We start from the raw sequence: 18,336 nt of genomic DNA, 5'->3' as shown, positions 1-18,336 counted from the left end.
TTAATCAGCTAGTCTCTCTTACGTTTATATCTTGTTAACGTACTCTTACTAATCCCAGTCATCTTTTCTACCTGTGTATAGGAGTTAGTTTCTAGTAGACTCATAGCTAATGTGATTTGTTGTTGTGAAAATTTTTTAGGACGACCTTCCCGATACCCTGATCGTTGCTTAGCTATTTCTTTTCCCTCTTGAGTTCGTTCTACGATTAAGTCACGTTCAAAATCTGCGAAAGCACTAAAAATAGTAAAAATGAGTCTACCAGTAGATGTATTCTCAATCACACCTAAATTTAATACATTAATTTTAACCCCTTTTTCAAAAAGTAATTTAATTGTATTTAGAGCATCCTGAGTACTTCGAGCGAATCGATCGAGTTTTGTTACGACCAACGTATCTCCAACCTGAATAGTTTGGATCAGCTTCTGAAATTCCGGACGATCTTTTTTTGTTCCAGTAATTTTTTCAAAATAAATTTTGTCACAGTGCTCCTCTTCTAATTGACGCATTTGTCCTTCTAAATCCTGGTGACGGGTACTCACTCTTGCATAACCATATTTCACGTTTTTCACCCTCTTTCCTAACAAACTTTTGACCATTAGTTATGACAACGGTGTATGTCTTGATTTTACTGGAAATAAAAATCATAGTCAATACTCTTGAGTTTTGGCTATGGTTTACATTATATGTTTTTTAAATTAGCACGTATCATTAATTTATTTTTTTATATAAATTCAAAAAAAAAACAGTTTAAAGATAACTTTCATTATCTCTAAACTGTTTTCTATAGATATTAATTTTTATTGAAAAGAACTAAATAACTGTCTTTAATTCTTCTTGAATGAAGATTCGAGCTTTCTAGCATATGTGCGCATTCTATCTCCAAATTGCTTTCATCAAGTTGTGAATGACAAAGAACAGTTAGGAAAGCACGTATGTCTGAAATCAGAGAGTGGAGTTTTTCATATGTGAGTACATATGAAAAATCTGCTATAGCTGTATCGCTAGCAAGGCTATGTGGATGAACACTGACCCTTACACAATCATAATCTGGGTATTCTTTTTTAAACCATTCAGAAGCGATTAATAATTGTCCATGCTCGATTTTTGTTAATGGATTTTTTTCTTTTTTCCTACTTTTTGCTTCAATAACAAACCCTGTCTTCTCTGGTAATAACCACAAAATATCTGGACCTTTTCCATTTTTGTCATGACGCTCAGAAGTCAGTCCTATAAAGGTGGCTAAATCACTTAGAGATTGTTCAAACTGATTAGCACTTGCATCTTGGTGTAGATTTGAGATAACTTCTTCAAACTTTTGTAGATACCCTTGACGAAGTCTATATTCTCCAATATTTTCAGTAATGGCTCTTGCCTGAGAACTTAAAAGAGTCAGTGGCCGATACGGTGGATTAATTTTTGGTCTGATTAAGTTTCGATTATTAAAATAAGCTTGCTTTTGTAAATCTTCAGCTCTTTTAGTATTTCCCCAATTATCTGCTATACGAGCTGATAATTGTTGAAACCAACCAATTACTTGAGTATCTAAAATATTTTCAGGTCTAGATGTTTCTTTTTCAAGCTTAGCAATCGCATTTGCATGATATCCATCACTCCATAAGTTTAATGCTTTTCTTTCAGCTTTAGCGATAACTAACTGATGATCATTAATACTTTCTTCATCAACCATTTCATCTAAAGTTTCAGCATGGTATTCAATCCAGTCCTTATCTCTCTTAATACTTCTATTAATTGTTTCAACTAATTCACTCGGACTTTTTATTTCTTTACTAATCTCTATTCCCATATCTAATTGAGCTCGAGTAGCACTAGTAAGAAATTTAAAGTTAGTCTCTTTTGCAACCCATGATGAAATATCTTTTCCAACAAGTAAAATGACACAATGATCACCTGATCCACGTGCACCTCTTCCAATACCTTGTTCAATTCTTTGAGCTAATATGCGGGTAATTGTGGTTCCTCCATATAAAGAACTGGCTCTGAACAACTCATAATTTGAAGTACCTGATGGTAAACCGTTCATAAGTAATAATCGACAAGAATCACCAGGAAGATCAATTCCATCGTATCGATTAGAAAAAACAATTGGTCCCCTAATACTTTCTTCTTGTAGTTGAGTAACTAATTTCTCAACTTCTTTTGATCCTTTTGCAACAGTTGCTTTATCTTTCCAGTCATCTGCTAACTTGTCTGATGACACAAGCACAACACTTCCAACGTTTTTTTTTTCAGCTACCCAGTTAACAATTGTTTCACTATACTCATGCTTATATTCAAAAGGCATTAACTCAGGAATAAGGATCATCCTTTCACTAATTCCTGCTAATGAACGAGACTTAAGAGCACTATTGACAGATTTTGGGTCAGCATCAAAAGTACGAATAATTTCACTATCGTCAGCAATAGTCGCTGACATATAAATTCTTCTCGGTGCCTCATCAAATGTGGGGAATGTACTTACCAAAGGAAGTATTGGTGTAATGGTAATTCCATTTTTACTAATTAGTGCATGACAAAGATGAAGCTTATCTCTCAGTAAAGGCCACACAAGAGCATATTTTTCGCTATCAGACTTTAATTGTTCCCTAACAGCATCTAGCTGTTCGTGCCATGCCCAGTATGGAATCTCTAGAATTGAATAATCAGCTCCACTTATTATATCTTCTAATGTCCCAAGCTTATCTAGTTCTTTAAAAGATTTACGAAATAGATCAACTAGCGATAAATATCGTTGATTATTATCATCTGATCTTACTTCAAGAGTAAAAGAATCTCGAACTACTGAAAAAGCTGTATGTGCATCATCTAGGATAATTGATCCTACTTTCTGTGGAATTGTTCCACCTCGGATCCCGAATTTACTTTTTCCGTTAAACAATGCATTGTATGTACCAACCATAATAGCTTTTCCATTAACAAAATCATTATTAAGAGGTTTGCCAGTTTCATATGGAACAGCTTTTATTCCTAAACTGTCAGCCTTTTCAAGAGTTTGCTGTACTAATTGTTTAGTTGGTGCTAAATAAAGAACAGGATCTCCAGTTTCATACTGAGTAGATTGTGCCATAAGTAATCCTACCAAGGTTTTCCCTCCTCCAGTATGCAATTTAAGGACTATATCTTTTTCATTTCGACGAGTATACCATTGTTGAAGAATATCAGTTTGACTAGTGTACAAATCATTGATACCCTCTGGTTTAGGCAGTCTCCTGAATATCTCTATTGGATCATTAGACTTAGAACTCTTAGTTTGAGATTTTAGCTTTTTGAAATCTACCACATTATCCACCTCATTTTAATTTTTTATCTATATAATCTTAACACTATTTGATGACATTTATAATCAACATAAAAAGTAGAACAAATCATATGTCTAATATGAGTACACCTTAAATATACAGGTAGTTTATCACAGAAATTCAAATAAAAGATTCTGTCCATTTTATTTACCCTGTCTCTTTCTCAAAATTAAATTGATCTCTCGAAATGATACCACTTTATCTTAGAGACGATAAAGTGGCTAAGAGTTTATTAATGCTGGATACTCTCTCTTACCCAGAAAAGGAATAAGGTCGGGTATTCAGCCGAGTAAAATCATGATATGCGTATTTCTCCTTAGAATTTTCTCCTCTAAATTTCTCTATGGAGAGAGAAGTACAAATAAAAAAATCATAGCACGATTAGATATTCCTCGTGTTACGATTTTTAGTAAACTTATTCTGTTGCTAAATGGATTACTTAAATAAATTAATGCTTATCATCTTGGTGTTTTTTTAAATCTTTTCCAGCTTTGGATTTTGCCGATTTACTGCTTCTTTTGGAAGCAAGAGTTTTTCCAGCTTTTCCTACTTTACCTCCTGTATGTTTCGCCATCATTTTCCCTCCCTTCTTAAATAAATTATTTTAACCTGACAACTTCTCCATCTTTATAACTTAAATAGCCAGGAGCTAAGCTAGCTACTTCTTCCAGCATCGATATTGGATAAGCGCGGTTGTATTTTTTCTGTATTTGTTCAGGTATTTGAGCAGCTGTTACTACATTATTATCGACTAGGAGTTCCGTCGCTTGTCTTAAAGAAAGGGGAATCGCCTTTTCGGTAATGTCATCTAATGGTTCAACTTTTCGCCACCCATAGTAACTAATCTGTTTTTGCATCTTTACATACTGTTCTTCTGTTATTGCATCCAACTTATATGCTCTCATTAACAAAGCACCAATTGCTACATGCCATTTTCCTTTTAAACTAGCCAACAAACTAAGGTTAATCGGTCCTTGAGCTAAATCTTTCAAAAAAGAGCGTTTCGGGAGAAGAAAACTTGAAGCAAAATCGTTGGCATCTGATTCCTTTTCTCGATATTCTACCGTATCCAAATGTTGAGGATCAATCAGATCTGAGTGCATGATCCAGTGACCTAATTCATGCGCTAACGAAAACTGTTGCCTAAAAAACGAAGTTTTTACTTTTTTTGAAAGAATAACATAGTAATCATTTCCATTAATTTGTTCATGACTACTAAACGCATCCACTTTCTCCATATCTGTGGGAAGCAAACCAATTACAAAGCCATGTTCTTCCAGTAAATACATAATATTTGGAATCGGATCATCTCCTATATTCCAAAATTCTCTTAACTTTCCTGCTATTTCATCAAAATTTTTTTCCTCTATTAGTTGTTCAATGTTTTCGAAATGTGGTTTTACTAGAATCGGAAATTCTACATGCTCCTCTAGGTAATCCCTGTAAATGACTAAAGCTTTCTTTATCGATTCCGAAGGTGCTTTTTGTTTCTGGGTTGACGTAAGACGAGATCGATAGAAAGTACCACTTGTTCCCTCGTCAAACTCATCCATTTGAAAATAAAATTCGCTAGGGAATTTTAGAGTTTGGATAACTTCAAAGAGTATTTCAGCTCCAGGCGTCGATTTTCCATTCTCGTACTTTGACACCATTTGTTTGCTGACTCCTAATTTATCCGCTAAATCACTAATGGAAAGTGAATTATAATAACGAGCTTCTTTTAAACGTTCACCATTAAACGCTCGCATATGCTTTCACTTCTCCTTTCTACTCAATTATTAATTATTCCAGTTTTTCTTTAATATTTTCTATAGTGCTTTTTTTATCTTTGAGTTTAATTCCATTAAGTATAGGCATCTTGGAACTGATTTTACCTAGCGTTGTAGAAGAAATTCGATTTGGAATAACTTCTTCATCTAGTAAATCTCCTTCTCTTGAATAAAACTTGAGATAGGTATTGATTGTAGCACCTTTTACAACATTTTTTGAAAGTACATAAACGCGTTCCACTTCCATAGAAAAGTCGCCTAACATACTAAATGCTTCCTCTTTTCTTAGTGCATCGTATTCTTCATCCGGAAAAAGAGGTTCATTATAAGAAGGATTTGGCAAAAGCAAGCAATTCAGATAGTGTTTATACTTTTTAGAAACACGATCCGGATTAGGCTCCTTCATGAGAACAAACAATTCTTTTTCAATTGGATTAAAATATAAAGTAAAGCCCCAGAACATACGTTTACACTGAAACTCCATCAAACCATGTTTCACCGCCGTTGCGCTTACATTACGAAAGGTTAAATCCCATCTCAATCCAAACCTGGCATTAAAAGGTCCATCTTCGATTCCGACAACTAGCCTCTAAAGCCTGGTATATCAACATCGAAAATTCAAAAAACGGTTAAAAATAGCTCGTGACAGTAATTTGACAGCAGTAAATTGTAAAAAAAATTACACTTCAAATTTTGTAAATTCATCTGCCAAAGATTGATTTGTTTCAGGATAAAGATGTCCGTATTTATCTAAAGTTGTCTTAATCGATGAATGTCCTAAACGCTTAGAAACAGCATAGATATTCTTATTGTGTTCAATCAAAAAGGCAACATGTGAGTGACGCAATCCATGTAAGTGAATCGGCTTGACCCCGGCTATTTCTGCCAATTTTTTAACACGACCTAAAAATGTTTTTGGTGATGGTGGTAAACCATCAAAGGTAAAAACAAAACCTAAATCATCTCCAATTGACTTTTGAACCTCTTGCCATTCTTTTAGGTCTTCAATGGTTTGTTGATCTAGTGTGATAGTTCGGATACTCGAAGTGTTTTTCGTATCGGAAAACTCATAATCCGTCCTTGTCCGAATATAAAGCGATTTATTCACACTGCAAGTCCTTTTTTTAAAATCAATATCCGGCCATTGTAGGGCAAAAAGCTCTTCACTCCTGAGACCCGTAACAAACAAAAAACGCATCATCCTTTTGTAGAACGTCTCCTGAAAATCGCAGAGATAAGAACAATTGTATACTTTTTTAAACTCATCAACTGTCCAAAACTCTACCACTGAACGCACAGTTCGAATCTTTCCAATCGTATCTACTGGATTTTCTTCAATCACTTCCAAGATTACAGCACGCTTAAAAATAATCCGTAACTTGTTAAAAATCTGTTTAATGTAATTGTTTGATAAAGGACGTGTTGAACCATCTCTGTTTCTAACTGAACACTTCTCAACGAGATACTGTTGAAACTCTTGAATATGAATCGGTCTGATCTTTTCCATCTGCATTTTTCCAAAATAAGCTAACGCACGTTTTAACGTCTTATCTGTTTTTACATAGGTTTTTTCGACTGTACCCAGCTTATACCAAGGAAAGAAGTACTTCTTATAAAAATCTCGAAACGTAATTCCTTGCAGATAGATATTTTGAGAATCAGTATAATTCTTTTTCAATTCCTCCATGGCTTGCTTGGCCTCTGTCTGAGTTTTAAAACCTCTTCTGGTGGGCTGAATTCTCTTACCAAAACGATCATACCCTAGAGACAACGAAAAATACCAAGTACCTCGTTTTTCATCCTTGTACACATTTGCAACTCTTCTCATTGCACTATTCCTCCCAAGAAATATGCAAGACCTCTTCTAAAATAGAGATAGGTATCCGCTTTATCTTTGAATTTCTATAAAACGTATAACCTTTTTTCACTAGAAGTCTCTTACACTCCTTGAAGATTTTGTCAGCGTAGTATTGAGAAAAGCCTAAATCAATTATATCTTTTCGAGTAGCTGTCTTCATTATACCGCCTTCCTCTCGAATTGTCTTATGCTCCTCGTTACATTAGCTAAAAAAGTAATTTTGATGGCTCCTTTTTATCTACCAGCTGCTTTGCCAAAGCACATAGGAATTTCACCTCCCCCCAGTAATGGCGGGCCAATTTGGTTACGGAAGTCTCATTATTGTAGTCATGATTTTCATATTAAATTTGTCGCTCAAATGATAACCCGGTCATGGCGTAACTAAAAAATCGTAATCTACTTGTACTGATAGATTTACTATTCACTTGTCAAAGAGCGTTAGGCTATTTTTCAGCCTATGGAAATCCTTTATTGTTAACCAATAAAAAACTTCCATAGAATGAAAAGGAAAGGGAAAAAATACTTTAACGAGTTGTGTCAAATTCAAGTATCTTCTCAATCAATTTCGTTTCCAGTTGTCTACGCATATATTCATCTACGTACATAACCATTCCTTTTTCTTCTTCATAGACAGGTTTCATGGCTAATCGTGAAATATAATTTTGATATTTTGACAGAACGATGGACATGGCAATTGAATCACCTGAAGTTGCTGCTTTAATCGTCGCTAGTGGTATGAATGGTATATATCGTTTATTTTGCTTCATAAATGCCACCCAAATACTTCCCTAACTCTTCCAATGCCACTTGTCGTTGGTACCAAACACTGCCGAGACTTTTCCCAATAATATCGCCAATTTCCCGATCATTGAGACCGATGAAGAAGGACATCAGAATAATTTCTTGTCTTAGACTAGGTAATGCTGCAATCGCATTTTCCAACTCCTCATTAGAAATAAAGATTTTCATACCTAGGACAGTAAAACTACCACTACTATTCAAGTTTGGTTCCAAATAATAGAACTCTGTACCTAACCCTTTTTGTTCTAATATTTCCATTGAGATCTGGCGTTGGCGAAATCTAGCGTATTTTTTTTGAATATTTAATGCCTCGTTGCGGACTACTTTCTTACAAAAACTGTCAAACGCGTGTCGAATGTGGGTTTCCTCTGAGACGCCCATAAAATTCTCCTCCTCAAAAAATTCATTCAACTCGTTTTACTTCTATCCCTTTCCATTATTACTACAATCTGGGAGTGAGCATTTTTCGAAAAAACTAAAATTTTTTCAAAATAAAAAAGGCATACAGACAAAAATTGTCTGTACGCCTCACAAACGTTCTACATAGATATGACACTTAAAATGTAACTTGTTCATCAATATTTGCTCATTATGAATTCAATCATTAATTGGTGTACCATCTAATAGTGTTTCAATAGATTCTTCCACTAATGCTAACTTATTTACCATCTCGTGATTCTCCATACCCAACCAATAAGCAATGATCCCGTATACTCCTTCCGACAAACCAATTGTTAAATATAAGTTTGTGGATGGACTCTTGTGATACAGTAAAAAATAAATACTTTCTACAATTAGCGCTTTAAAAATTTTCGAAAACTCTGGCTCCCGCTCATTTTGAAGAAAAGAATGCAATAATCGATATTTTTTTAGTAGTTCGTTCAATAAAAAGTGCCAAGATTTGTGACCTTCCTCTAGAAAACAGAAATCTTCACAAATCTTCTCTACATAGTCAACCAGTTCGTCCACGAAAGAATACTTATCATGATAGTAGTTATAAAAGGTATTTCGACTAATTTCAGCAGTTTTACAAATGTCATTAATTGTTAGTTTTTCAAATGTTTTGTCTTCCATTAGTTCAATCACAGCATTCTCAATAAAGTATTTTGTTTTAGCAGTTTTTTCACTCATATCTTTAAACCTCTCATTGATAAATGAAATTACTTTGTTTATTTTTTTAGCAATTTTCACAACTACCCAAACAGCCAAAATTAGCGCTTTTACAGATAGCTGTAACCCCATTGCTACAAAATTTTGAAATTGGGTAGCATCCATTGGTGGAACGAGTAATTAAACCGGATAACGAAAGCTTTCCACTGTTTTCCATAGATAGATCCATAAGCTTATCATGGATTATTTCTCGCAATCGCTTTGTTACTCCTATAGCAATCCGGGCTACAAAATATCCTACTGTGAAAGTCAATACTAAACTTCCCAAGGTGCAGGCTAACATATAACCACCCGCCATTAGGACATCTTGCATTTCGCTCCCTTCTGTCTGAACGAGCATTGTAATGTCAGACATATTGTCAGGAAGCTTCAAATCTAACCAGACCTGCATCACAATCAAGAAAATGCTAAGAAAAATATAGCCCCAATCTTTTTTTGTGAGGTAACCCATTATTTTAATCATCTGTTATTTCCCCCTCTGAAAGTTGAAAATGTCTACTTACTATATTATTCTGTACGCAACGCTTCGACTGGGTCTTTCTTCGCAGCTTTCTTGGCTGGAACAAAACCACCAATCAAAGTCAACAAAATACTAATGACTATTAAAATGACTGCGTAAGAAATCGGAAGTGAAGCACTAACATCCCCTGAGCCAATCAACCGATGAATCAAAGCATTCCCTGGTATTAACGCTAAATAAGAGATACCAACTCCCAGTAATCCTGCACATAAGCCAACAATAAAGGTTTCAGCATTAAAGATTTTAGAGATATTTCCCTTAGAAGCACCAATCGCACGTAAAATACCGATTTCCTTGGTTCGCTCAAGCACTGAGATATAGGTAATAATCCCAATCATAATGGATGAAACAATCAACGAAACTGCTACAAAAGCTACTAGTACATAGGAAATCACGTTAATAATCGTTGTCACAGACGACATCATAACTTCTACAAAGTCTGTATAAGTAATTTTATTTGCATCTTCTACTGAGTCGTTGTAGTCCTCGATTGCACTTGCAATCGCATCTTTATCTTCGAAACTATCGGAGTAAATACTAATTGAAGATGGCGCGTTCTTATTAACGTAACCAAAAGCAGCCATATTATCTTCATAAGTTCCAGAAGAAACATAGTTATCATAAATGGACAAGAGTGTTTCGTTTGAAGCCTGATCGATATATTGATCTGCTTGTTCGGCCAGTTGGGCTTCATCCATATTTTTGAGTCCTTGGAGCATTTGTGGTTGATCTGCATAAACAGTTTCAGCCATTCCTTTCCAAAGAGTTGCTTTATCAGTCACCCCTAAATCACTGTAATATTTCTTTGCGTCCTCTGCTTTTTGATTATCATCTGCTGGCTCAAATGTCATCTCATTCATGACATTCACATCGGGGTTAGCCAACTGAGCTTTGACCACTTCGCTGTCTGCTGCATAATCGATTAAATAATCTGTAAGTGCCGAGCTATAGGCAATCGTTCCCGTAAGAGTTGCGTTATCAGCATCCTCTTTTGGTCGAATAATTCCTGCTACTTTCAATGTTTGTGCTTTTGAAACCAAATTTTCAAGAGAATAAGCGTCTTCTTCTATACTTGAAAAAGTGCCGTTGTCATTTTTTTCATAATAATCAGAAGCAGATACCAATTTGAAAGTTTGGGCTTGAACATCTTCATAGGACCAATCATAAGTCTCGGCAGTAAAATTCTCCTCATTCTCAACGTCTTCCATCAATTGGGAGTATTCATCTGCAGGTAGTAAACCTAAGTAATAAAGCGTCTGCAGCGAAATTTCATTATTCTCATCAAGAACGATCATGACTTCATCATAGTTTTCCGGCCAATTTCCCGATACTACATCATAGCTTCCTTTTTCCACATCACTTACCAAATCACCACTAGTCCCTGGCAAAAGTTCTGACAGTGTTTCTGACGTACTAGCACTAGTAGTATTTCCACCAGTCATCATGGTTGACATGCCACCACTACTCATTCCGGCTGCACCGCCTGCACCTCCGGGTCCACTCATCACTGGGGTGGATGATTCTTGCTCTTCAGTCAATGTAGAACCGTCCGTATTCACTAGGGTCTCATCGGGATCGTAAGTATAAATATCAAAAGCCACGTCATAAGTGTACGCAATCCCGTTTTCACCTACATACTGAGAAATTTTGTTGTCATCACTGTCTAGGTACTTTTTAAATGCGGTTAAATTGTTTTCCGTAATGTCGACTGAACTGCTGGCTTCTAATTGCTTTCCATTTGAATAAACACCGTCTAGCTTATGATTATTATCATCGCTGTCATCACTACTTCCTCCTCCACGCATACCACCTGCAGCCATTTGGCTGGTTAAGTCGACAGTTTCAGCATCAATAGTAATTGGATAGGTCGCCATGGTATCTTTTTGAATATTCGCAATGTAATTATTTACCCCTGTTGATAATGACAAAATCAAAGCGATACCGATGATTCCGATTGATCCGGCAAAAGCGGTTAAAAGCGTTCTACCTTTCTTGGTGCGCAAATTGTTAAAACTCAGTTGTAATGAAGTTAAAAAAGAAATCGAAGCTTTGCCGAGATTTTTATGCTCGGGAGCTGTTTGCGTTTCTTGCTTCACCTCATAAGGATTGGAGTCGGATAAAATTACACCATCTTTTAACTGAACGATTCGTGTAGCGTAATCTTCTGCAAGCTCAGGATTATGTGTCACCATAATTACCAAACGATCTTTGGCTACCTCGGCAAGTAAATCCATTACTTGTTCACTAGTTTCAGTATCAAGTGCCCCTGTGGGTTCATCAGCAAGTAAAATATTTGGATCATTAATCAATGCTCGGGCAATTGCTACTCTCTGCATTTGCCCTCCAGACAATTGGTTGGGTTTTTTATGAATGTGATCTCCCAGCCCTACCTGTTTCAATGCATCGATTGCTCGTTGTTTCCGTTCACTACGAGAGACACCTGAAATGGTCAAAGCCAACTCAACGTTAGCCAGAATCGTTTGATGACCAATTAGGTTGTAACTTTGAAAGACAAAGCCAATCGTATGATTTCGATATGAATCCCAATCCCTATCTTTGTATTTCTTTGTAGAAATATTATTAATAATCAAATCACCGCTATCATATTGATCAAGACCACCAATAATATTCAATAAAGTTGTTTTACCAGAGCCACTTGGTCCCAGAATCGCAACAAACTCACTTTTTCGAAAATTCAAACTAACTTGATCTAACGCCTGCTGAACAAGATCTCCTGTTTGATACTTTTTACTTATTTTTTCAATTTGCAGCATAAGATGACACTCCTTTCCTGTAATTGCCTTCAGTTTACAAAGTGAAAATAAACTGAACCTCACTTTAACCTCAACTTTGATTTTCGTTGAGGTTAAAGTGAGGTAATTCAGTTAGAATATTAGTTATAAATAGAAGCCTAGATGTATTTATAATTGTTGAATAAGTTTTGATTCCCATTTTCAAAAGACCTCCAAGCTTCATGAAGTATCTCCTTATTCTTTTAGTACTAATGTAATTGTCTCTCCTGAATATCGTACGTCTTCAATACATTTTTAAATGTGCAGAATTTCTAACGTATACTGAAGTGATATTTTCTGTTCCCTAGCTTAATCAACAATTTGGAAACTCGTTTGATTGCTAAATCTAATAACTAAAAAATATTTTTACCCATTAGCAATTTCCTTTTTGTCTTTCTTGAAGACTGATAAAAGAATCAGGACCATTCCTATTACACTTGTAATTGTCAAACCAATAACATCGGCATTTGCTGGTGTTCCTTTAAAGTACATAATCGATTTTACACCTCGATACATGTAACTCATTGGTAGCCAGTCTGCTAAACCGCCATAGAAACTATTCAGTGACTCCGGAATTGCTGTCAGTACTGGAGCGGCAAAGAATAAGAATATCATAAATATTGGAACTGAAGCAATTCCTATCCAACTCTCGACACCAGCAATTAGCATAAGAAAGGCAAAGCCTGCAAAACTTAGGAACAGTCCTAATGAGTTGATATTTGGAATATCAGCTTGTAATATAGCAGATTGTAAATATACTGTTCCATATCCAACTACAAATGAAGTTATTCCACCCATAATAATAATAATTAATTTAGATATAAATTTTTCATTTTTATTTTTGAATTTAGACTTAGCAAAGGCAAAGCTTAAAATCATTGCTGCCATAATGCTCCCTAACCAAACAGATTGGAAAAAGTGAACACCACCATTAGCTAAATCACCCGTTTTATTTATTTTCTCTGTCGATACTTCGATAGGATTATTAAGAGAACTTGCCATCTCAATTGGAATAGCAGGTGATTTCGATCCAACTTGCTGTAGAACTTGCTCGCCTAATTCATCTCCGACGGTTTGAAACATAGTGCTTAGGGCATTTTCTAGTTGCCCAGCTACGTTTTTGTTCATTCCTTCGTTGATAATTATCTTAACTTTAGTTTTCTGAGGATTCTGAGTAGCTAAACTCCCTATATCTTCACTAAAATCTTTAGGAATTACGACAGTTGCGTAATATTTCTCATCATTCATTTTGTTAACAGCTTCTTTTTCTGATGAAACTGCACTCCATTTAATACTCATCGAACTGTTTTTCTGAGTCTTAGTATTTGTAATATTATCAAAAAAAGTTTTTCCCATTTCACCTGTATCTTCATTCACCATTGCTATTGGTAAATCTTTAATTTTTACATGTGTTGAAGGTATTGCAAACGAAGCAAAAACAGCTGATAAGAGCAATACAACTAACATTGGTAAGTATAAAAATTTATTTTTAAATATTTTCAATTGAATCCATCTCCTAAATCTTTAATAAGTTGAGTATAATGCGAATTTTGTTATAATAAAACTACAAAAACAAACGAGGTGTTGCATTTTGGGAGAATATCAAAAAAAGAATGAACTTACTAAGCAAAAAATTAAAGATTCTATTTTGAAATTAACTTCATCAATTTCTTTTGATAAAATAACTGTCGGTTCTATTGCCGATAAAGCAAATATAAATCGAGTAACTTTTTATCGCCATTTCGACAATAAATGGGAGGTAATTGAAGAAATAGAGGATGATTTTTTTTCAAAATTAAAGAAACCACACGAAAAAATGATTTCAAGGCTAGCTGAGCTAAATAACGAGAAAAATATTCCTGTGGAACTAATTGATTTTTTAGATGTTATTAAAGAAAATTTGCCCTTGCTCTCTATATTAATGGGAAATAGAAATGATTTTGGTTTTAGTTACCGCTTTTTTGAATTTATGATTGACCGTGAGAAAAAATCCCATCCTTTTTTACTATTAGAAGTAAACCAATTTGAAAGAGAATTATTTGCAAATTATTCAATTTCATCATTTCTTGGAATAATTCGTTTTTGGATTTTACATCCAACCGTTTCATCACTTCAAATTTCTCAATTTTTCATGAAAGTACAATTAGGTGCAACTACTGGATTAAAAACATATAGATACTAGTAAAACACCCGTATGAATGACGTGCCGAACTGTTTTCAACGAACAAAAGGACTTCTTTATTAAAAAAGGCGAATGACTAACTATCAAAATTGATAGTTAGTCATTCGCCTTTTATTTTCTACTTAATTATTCAAAAAACTTTTGATCCAAACTCTTATTTTCCATTTTTGGGGTGAGTAGAGGTAACCAAAATTTGTTTTCCATAAGTTTCAGAGTCACTTAGAATCTTAAGAATCGCATAAGCAACATCTCCACGAAAGGTACGTGGTGCTCCAGGCATTTTGAAACCTGACGCAGCATCCTCAATAATTGGATTACTAGTCTTTTCACCATCAAATAACGGTCCAGGATGAATCGTGGTCCAATTTAATCCGCTTGTTGCTAGCTGAATTTCTCCGCTTTGATGATCTTTAAAGTTACCTCTTAAAAATGTTTTAGCTCCTAAACGATAAGGAAATTGCGTATTCTTATATGTTTCTCCTACACCGAGTGCAGATAACACAATTACCCGAGATACTTGCGCTGCTTTTGCGACAGCAATTACGTTAGGAATTGCCAATTCCATTAAATTGGAATTCCTGTCAGAGATTTTAGGACCTAGTGTTACAATAATTGCATCACAATCTTTCGCCGTTTGTATCATTAATTCTAGATTGTCCAATTGACCACCAACAACAGTAACATTCTTTTTCTTCTCGATAGCTTCTGGCCTACGTACATAAGCTACAATTTCATATCCTACTTCAAGTGCTTGCTTCATCACTTCCTGGCCACTTCTTCCAGTAGCACCAATTAGCATTATCTTCATCTTCTGTTCCTCCTTAGTTTGAAAAAGCAAGTCAGGATAGCAGTTCAAAAACCTCATCTGATTCTTTTACGATATTTAGGTCTACTACATCATCAAACTGAGTGCTTTGCGGGTTGATTTGCACCAACCTTGTTCCTTGTTTTCTTCGGTTAAAATAAGTACCATACATTCCCTTTGAACCAACTATCAGTACTAACTCAGTTCTGGACATCCAATCATTCGCTTTTTGATAGTCACTTTCATAAATACCTACATGGGAATAGACTGGGTGTGAAAGAATAACACCATTACATGACTGACACCGTGGCGCTTTACCAGTATTCCAAATCTTCACATCATCATACTGTTTACCACATTTCATACATCGGTTGATACCATAACTGCCTTGAATTTCTGCAACATTATTAGAGCCGGAAATTTTATGAAGACAATCAATATTAGTCGTGATAATCCCCTGCACCTTTCCCTTTGTTTCCAATTCGGTAAGTTTCTTATGAGTTATAGTTGGCCCAATCTCGAACATTCCCTTTAAAAAAGATTTTTCTAAAAGTTTATAACTATGTTCTGGTCGAGCTTTGACGAGTACTTCTAAACTTGTTTGCATTGTTTGAAAAACATTCATGTGTTCCATATCCATAATTCCCGATGACATGGAGACTCCAGCGCCTGTCACAACAACAGTGTGATTACTCTCATTGAGCAATCTTTGTAACTGCATAATTTTATGATCCATAAGGTTCTCCTTTCTCATACCCTTGTTACTAAGATACAGTGACTATACTAATTTTCTTCACTATTCAATTCATTAGTAATCAAAATCATACGATTTACAATCTCAATCATTTGCTTCACATCATCTTCACCTAGATGGCTAATAATTTTTTTCAACTTAATATTGAAGTTTTCTAACTCAACACTTAACACTTCTCGTCCAGTGTCTGTCAAAGTTACAATCACATTACGTCGATTATTCTTATCGACATCTCTTACCAAAAATCCTCTTTTTTCTAATGAACTAAGCATTTGTGAAACAGCTGGTTTGGAAACTGAAAGAAATTCTTTAACATCTGATATTCCCACATTTTCCTCTGAGTTAAGAGTGTTATCTGATATTTCATTTATTAACATAAGCTCTGTAATATTAAGTTGGTTATTATTGTTTATCAAATCCATTCCAAAACCTTTTGAAGCAAGTTTTTTGAATCGAAAAATTGATTGAACTAATTCATTTTCAAGACTTTTTTTCATCCCGTCATCTCCGGTCATATTATTTGTTCTAACAAACTTCCCTTTATATTTATAACTTAACTGTTAACAACTTAACTATTAATAGTTTAACATTGGGATTTGTTTAAATCAAGTAATCAAGATTGATTATTGGCGAATTTTAAAATGAACTTAGCCGCTTCATAAAATAAAAAAACGTCATCGCAAAATTTCATGTATTATTGAAGTTCCGGCACTATCAATAAGGATGCGTCTATTAAAAAAATGTTCATTATGAAGTAATAATTTTCCAATTTCCGTCCTTGGTTAACTTCATTTGATATTGATAGATAGTTGTTATTTTTTCTGTGCTACTTAAATACTTTACTCCAACACTCACTTGAAAATCTTTCCCTTTTTTCTGATAAATTGAATTCACTAATTCCACAAATTTCAAATTCGTATTGATTGGCCGCATCACATCATTTTCAACATAGTACTCAAGTTCTTTTTCGGAAGCAGTTGGATAAAGCTTGAAAAATGTCTCTAAAAAATCAGTGATTTCTTCCGTTGTTTTGGCATCAATTTCCGAATCACTTTCTACTTGCTTCGCCTCGTATTTTGCCTTATCTGGTTTTGCAATCATAGTTGGCAAACTCGTCACAATATGATTCCTATTTTCATCTTCAACAATCATCACTCGGTATGCAGAAGAAATTGATTGCGCCTTTTTCCCCTCGACTATCTTTTGGTCCACTAAAAATGAGACGATAAATTCCTCCGAGCTCTTCTCAACATCTAGAATTTTTACCGATTGAACTTCGGAACTAGTAGGAATATCTGCTCGAACCATATCTTGGCTCAAAGTGAGACCTTCTTCTGTAAGGTACTGTTCAAGGGTTGTCATTCTCTTTTCAATTACTTCTTTATTATTCTTCCATGAAAAATATTCTTTCGCAAAATCTTTCGTAAAACTTTCAACGCCAGAAGTATTCACTACCTTCTCTTTTACCACCACTTTTTCATGAGTTGTATGTTGATCAATGGCCGTGAAATTTTTGTAGATGCCAAAAACAAGACTACCAGACAATAAAAACCAAAGGACAAGCACCATTTTTCGATGTTTGCCCACGGATACGACTCGTTCTTTCTTCTTTTTTGGGGTCTTTTCCTTCTGATTCCGTTCAATTTTTATCTTCATTCTTTTTCCTCTTTTCTCTTATTTGTATCGTCCAGCACCGATAAGATGCTGCTGCCAATAGTTTTCTGTTAGATTCGTCCATCCCACTGGATTTCCTGCATGATACATACGATTCTCCCCTGCATAAATACCGACATGAGTCACATAAGTACCGGCATCATAGGTTGAATGAAAGAAAACCAAATCACCTGGTTTGGCATCCTTTAAATCAATATGAGTCATGGCATCATACTGATCCTGAGCCACCCGAGGAAGTTTCAGACCAACTTTGGCATAACACCATTGGGTTAAGCCACTACAATCAAACCCAGTTTCGGGGCTTGAACCACCAAATACATAGGCCGTTCCTTCATACTTAAACGCCTCATCAAAAATCCCTTGGACGGTTTTATCATCAAATTGTGTTGTAGCTAGGTATTGCTTCACTAATAAGCAATAAAACATATTGCCATAGTTATACCGCCACCCACCATTTTTCTTAATCGCGATGGGATTAGGGTAATCAACTTTTTGACCGCCTGATTTTTCCTTTGAAAAAGATTCGGCTAAAGCAAAACTATGCCTCTTCCCGTTTTTCGCGACATGATCCAGATATCCGCCACCATAGTTATAAGCCTGAATAATACTGTCCTGATCACAACCTAATTCTTTGGAACGCTTAACTAAGGAAGCAAAATAGAGACACCCTTGTTTAATGGATGCCTCGGTACTT

The 18,336-nt window shown here is 35.1% G+C and carries 19 protein-coding genes; 1 reads left to right on the top strand and 18 read right to left on the bottom strand.

Features of this window, described 5'->3' with window-relative positions; all coding sequences use genetic code 11:
• Positions 1 to 8 precede the first annotated feature (8 nt).
• The 13 genes from NST49_RS12190 to NST49_RS12130 all read right to left on the bottom strand — a co-directional run bounded on the left by NST49_RS12190 (position 9) and on the right by NST49_RS12130 (position 13,730).
• On the bottom strand, positions 9 to 560 hold the full coding sequence (locus NST49_RS12190) for a recombinase family protein (protein WP_341049001.1): 552 nt from the start codon (positions 558 to 560) through the stop codon (positions 9 to 11).
• Between the two features lie 230 nt (positions 561 to 790).
• On the bottom strand, positions 791 to 3,298 hold the full coding sequence (locus tag NST49_RS12185) for a DEAD/DEAH box helicase (protein ID WP_341048999.1): 2,508 nt from the start codon (positions 3,296 to 3,298) through the stop codon (positions 791 to 793).
• Between the two features lie 467 nt (positions 3,299 to 3,765).
• Positions 3,766 to 3,891 (bottom strand): hypothetical protein, encoded by a 126-nt coding sequence (locus tag NST49_RS12180; RefSeq protein WP_341048997.1) that lies wholly within the window; start codon positions 3,889 to 3,891, stop codon positions 3,766 to 3,768.
• Positions 3,892 to 3,916: 25 nt separating this feature from the next.
• Positions 3,917 to 5,065, bottom strand: coding sequence for an ImmA/IrrE family metallo-endopeptidase (locus NST49_RS12175; RefSeq protein WP_341048995.1), 1,149 nt, complete (start codon positions 5,063 to 5,065; stop codon positions 3,917 to 3,919).
• Between the two features lie 34 nt (positions 5,066 to 5,099).
• Positions 5,100 to 5,660: a DUF5986 family protein gene (locus NST49_RS12170; RefSeq protein WP_341049049.1), complete on the bottom strand. Its 561-nt coding sequence runs from the start codon at positions 5,658 to 5,660 to the stop codon at positions 5,100 to 5,102.
• A gap of 105 nt (positions 5,661 to 5,765) precedes the next feature.
• Complete coding sequence (locus NST49_RS12165; RefSeq protein WP_096922346.1) at positions 5,766 to 6,914, bottom strand: site-specific integrase; 1,149 nt, start codon at positions 6,912 to 6,914, stop codon at positions 5,766 to 5,768.
• A gap of 4 nt (positions 6,915 to 6,918) precedes the next feature.
• Positions 6,919 to 7,104 (bottom strand): DUF3173 family protein, encoded by a 186-nt coding sequence (locus NST49_RS12160; protein WP_081119446.1) that lies wholly within the window; start codon positions 7,102 to 7,104, stop codon positions 6,919 to 6,921.
• 364 nt (positions 7,105 to 7,468) lie between these two features.
• On the bottom strand, positions 7,469 to 7,711 hold the full coding sequence (locus NST49_RS12155) for a helix-turn-helix domain-containing protein (RefSeq protein ID WP_070783118.1): 243 nt from the start codon (positions 7,709 to 7,711) through the stop codon (positions 7,469 to 7,471).
• Entirely contained in the window at positions 7,698 to 8,126 is a 429-nt protein-coding gene (locus tag NST49_RS12150) for an RNA polymerase sigma factor (protein WP_096922344.1), read from the bottom strand. Before NST49_RS12150 ends, NST49_RS12155 begins: the two co-directional genes overlap by 14 nt.
• 216 nt (positions 8,127 to 8,342) lie before the next feature.
• Positions 8,343 to 8,876: a TetR/AcrR family transcriptional regulator gene (locus NST49_RS12145; protein WP_179447898.1), complete on the bottom strand. Its 534-nt coding sequence runs from the start codon at positions 8,874 to 8,876 to the stop codon at positions 8,343 to 8,345.
• A gap of 46 nt (positions 8,877 to 8,922) precedes the next feature.
• Positions 8,923 to 9,378, bottom strand: coding sequence for an ABC transporter transmembrane domain-containing protein (locus NST49_RS12140; RefSeq protein ID WP_119722932.1), 456 nt, complete (start codon positions 9,376 to 9,378; stop codon positions 8,923 to 8,925).
• A gap of 44 nt (positions 9,379 to 9,422) precedes the next feature.
• Positions 9,423 to 12,209: an ABC transporter ATP-binding protein/permease gene (locus tag NST49_RS12135; protein WP_142976914.1), complete on the bottom strand. Its 2,787-nt coding sequence runs from the start codon at positions 12,207 to 12,209 to the stop codon at positions 9,423 to 9,425.
• Positions 12,210 to 12,593: 384 nt separating this feature from the next.
• Positions 12,594 to 13,730, bottom strand: a complete 1,137-nt coding sequence (locus NST49_RS12130; RefSeq protein WP_218838791.1) for a YhgE/Pip domain-containing protein — start codon at positions 13,728 to 13,730, stop codon at positions 12,594 to 12,596.
• Positions 13,731 to 13,818: 88 nt separating this feature from the next.
• Here NST49_RS12130 and NST49_RS12125 point away from each other — a divergent pair, with 88 nt between their 5' ends.
• Entirely contained in the window at positions 13,819 to 14,409 is a 591-nt protein-coding gene (locus tag NST49_RS12125) for a TetR/AcrR family transcriptional regulator (protein WP_096922339.1), read from the top strand.
• Positions 14,410 to 14,563: 154 nt separating this feature from the next.
• On the opposite strand, the gene NST49_RS12120 is transcribed toward NST49_RS12125, so the two are convergent.
• The 5 genes from NST49_RS12120 to NST49_RS12100 all read right to left on the bottom strand — a co-directional run.
• Entirely contained in the window at positions 14,564 to 15,217 is a 654-nt protein-coding gene (locus NST49_RS12120; protein ID WP_096922338.1) for an NAD(P)-dependent oxidoreductase, read from the bottom strand.
• Between the two features lie 31 nt (positions 15,218 to 15,248).
• On the bottom strand, positions 15,249 to 15,950 hold the full coding sequence (locus NST49_RS12115) for an SIR2 family NAD-dependent protein deacylase (RefSeq protein WP_220474848.1): 702 nt from the start codon (positions 15,948 to 15,950) through the stop codon (positions 15,249 to 15,251).
• Positions 15,951 to 15,997: 47 nt separating this feature from the next.
• Entirely contained in the window at positions 15,998 to 16,465 is a 468-nt protein-coding gene (locus tag NST49_RS12110) for a MarR family winged helix-turn-helix transcriptional regulator (RefSeq protein WP_341048974.1), read from the bottom strand.
• Between the two features lie 250 nt (positions 16,466 to 16,715).
• A complete protein-coding gene (locus tag NST49_RS12105; RefSeq protein WP_096922334.1) occupies positions 16,716 to 17,624 on the bottom strand; it encodes a conjugal transfer protein in 909 nt (302 codons plus the stop codon).
• A gap of 18 nt (positions 17,625 to 17,642) precedes the next feature.
• The coding region (locus NST49_RS12100; RefSeq protein WP_341048970.1) for a C40 family peptidase at positions 17,643 to 18,336 on the bottom strand (694 nt) is incomplete at its 5' end.

It is taken from the genome of Carnobacterium sp. FSL W8-0810, assembly GCF_038007125.1.
Taxonomy (GTDB): domain Bacteria; phylum Bacillota; class Bacilli; order Lactobacillales; family Carnobacteriaceae; genus Carnobacterium_B; species Carnobacterium_B inhibens.
Note: the sequence above shows the minus strand (reverse complement) of the source record. Positions and strands in the feature narration are given on the sequence as shown.

What these genes read in the sequence shown, in the direction of transcription:
- NST49_RS12180 (WP_341048997.1), bottom strand. Translation starts at nt 3,891, where the DNA reads ATGGCGAAACATACAGGAGGTAAAGTAGGAAAAGCTGGAAAAACTCTT.
- NST49_RS12175 (WP_341048995.1), bottom strand. Translation starts at nt 5,065, where the DNA reads ATGCGAGCGTTTAATGGTGAACGTTTAAAAGAAGCTCGTTATTATAAT.
- NST49_RS12165 (WP_096922346.1), bottom strand. Translation starts at nt 6,914, where the DNA reads ATGAGAAGAGTTGCAAATGTGTACAAGGATGAAAAACGAGGTACTTGG.
- NST49_RS12160 (WP_081119446.1), bottom strand. Translation starts at nt 7,104, where the DNA reads ATGAAGACAGCTACTCGAAAAGATATAATTGATTTAGGCTTTTCTCAA.
- NST49_RS12155 (WP_070783118.1), bottom strand. Translation starts at nt 7,711, where the DNA reads ATGAAGCAAAATAAACGATATATACCATTCATACCACTAGCGACGATT.
- NST49_RS12150 (WP_096922344.1), bottom strand. Translation starts at nt 8,126, where the DNA reads ATGGGCGTCTCAGAGGAAACCCACATTCGACACGCGTTTGACAGTTTT.
- NST49_RS12145 (WP_179447898.1), bottom strand. Translation starts at nt 8,876, where the DNA reads ATGAGTGAAAAAACTGCTAAAACAAAATACTTTATTGAGAATGCTGTG.
- NST49_RS12140 (WP_119722932.1), bottom strand. Translation starts at nt 9,378, where the DNA reads ATGATTAAAATAATGGGTTACCTCACAAAAAAAGATTGGGGCTATATT.
- NST49_RS12135 (WP_142976914.1), bottom strand. Translation starts at nt 12,209, where the DNA reads ATGCTGCAAATTGAAAAAATAAGTAAAAAGTATCAAACAGGAGATCTT.
- NST49_RS12120 (WP_096922338.1), bottom strand. Translation starts at nt 15,217, where the DNA reads ATGAAGATAATGCTAATTGGTGCTACTGGAAGAAGTGGCCAGGAAGTG.
- NST49_RS12115 (WP_220474848.1), bottom strand. Translation starts at nt 15,950, where the DNA reads ATGGATCATAAAATTATGCAGTTACAAAGATTGCTCAATGAGAGTAAT.
- NST49_RS12110 (WP_341048974.1), bottom strand. Translation starts at nt 16,465, where the DNA reads ATGAAAAAAAGTCTTGAAAATGAATTAGTTCAATCAATTTTTCGATTC.
- NST49_RS12105 (WP_096922334.1), bottom strand. Translation starts at nt 17,624, where the DNA reads ATGAAGATAAAAATTGAACGGAATCAGAAGGAAAAGACCCCAAAAAAG.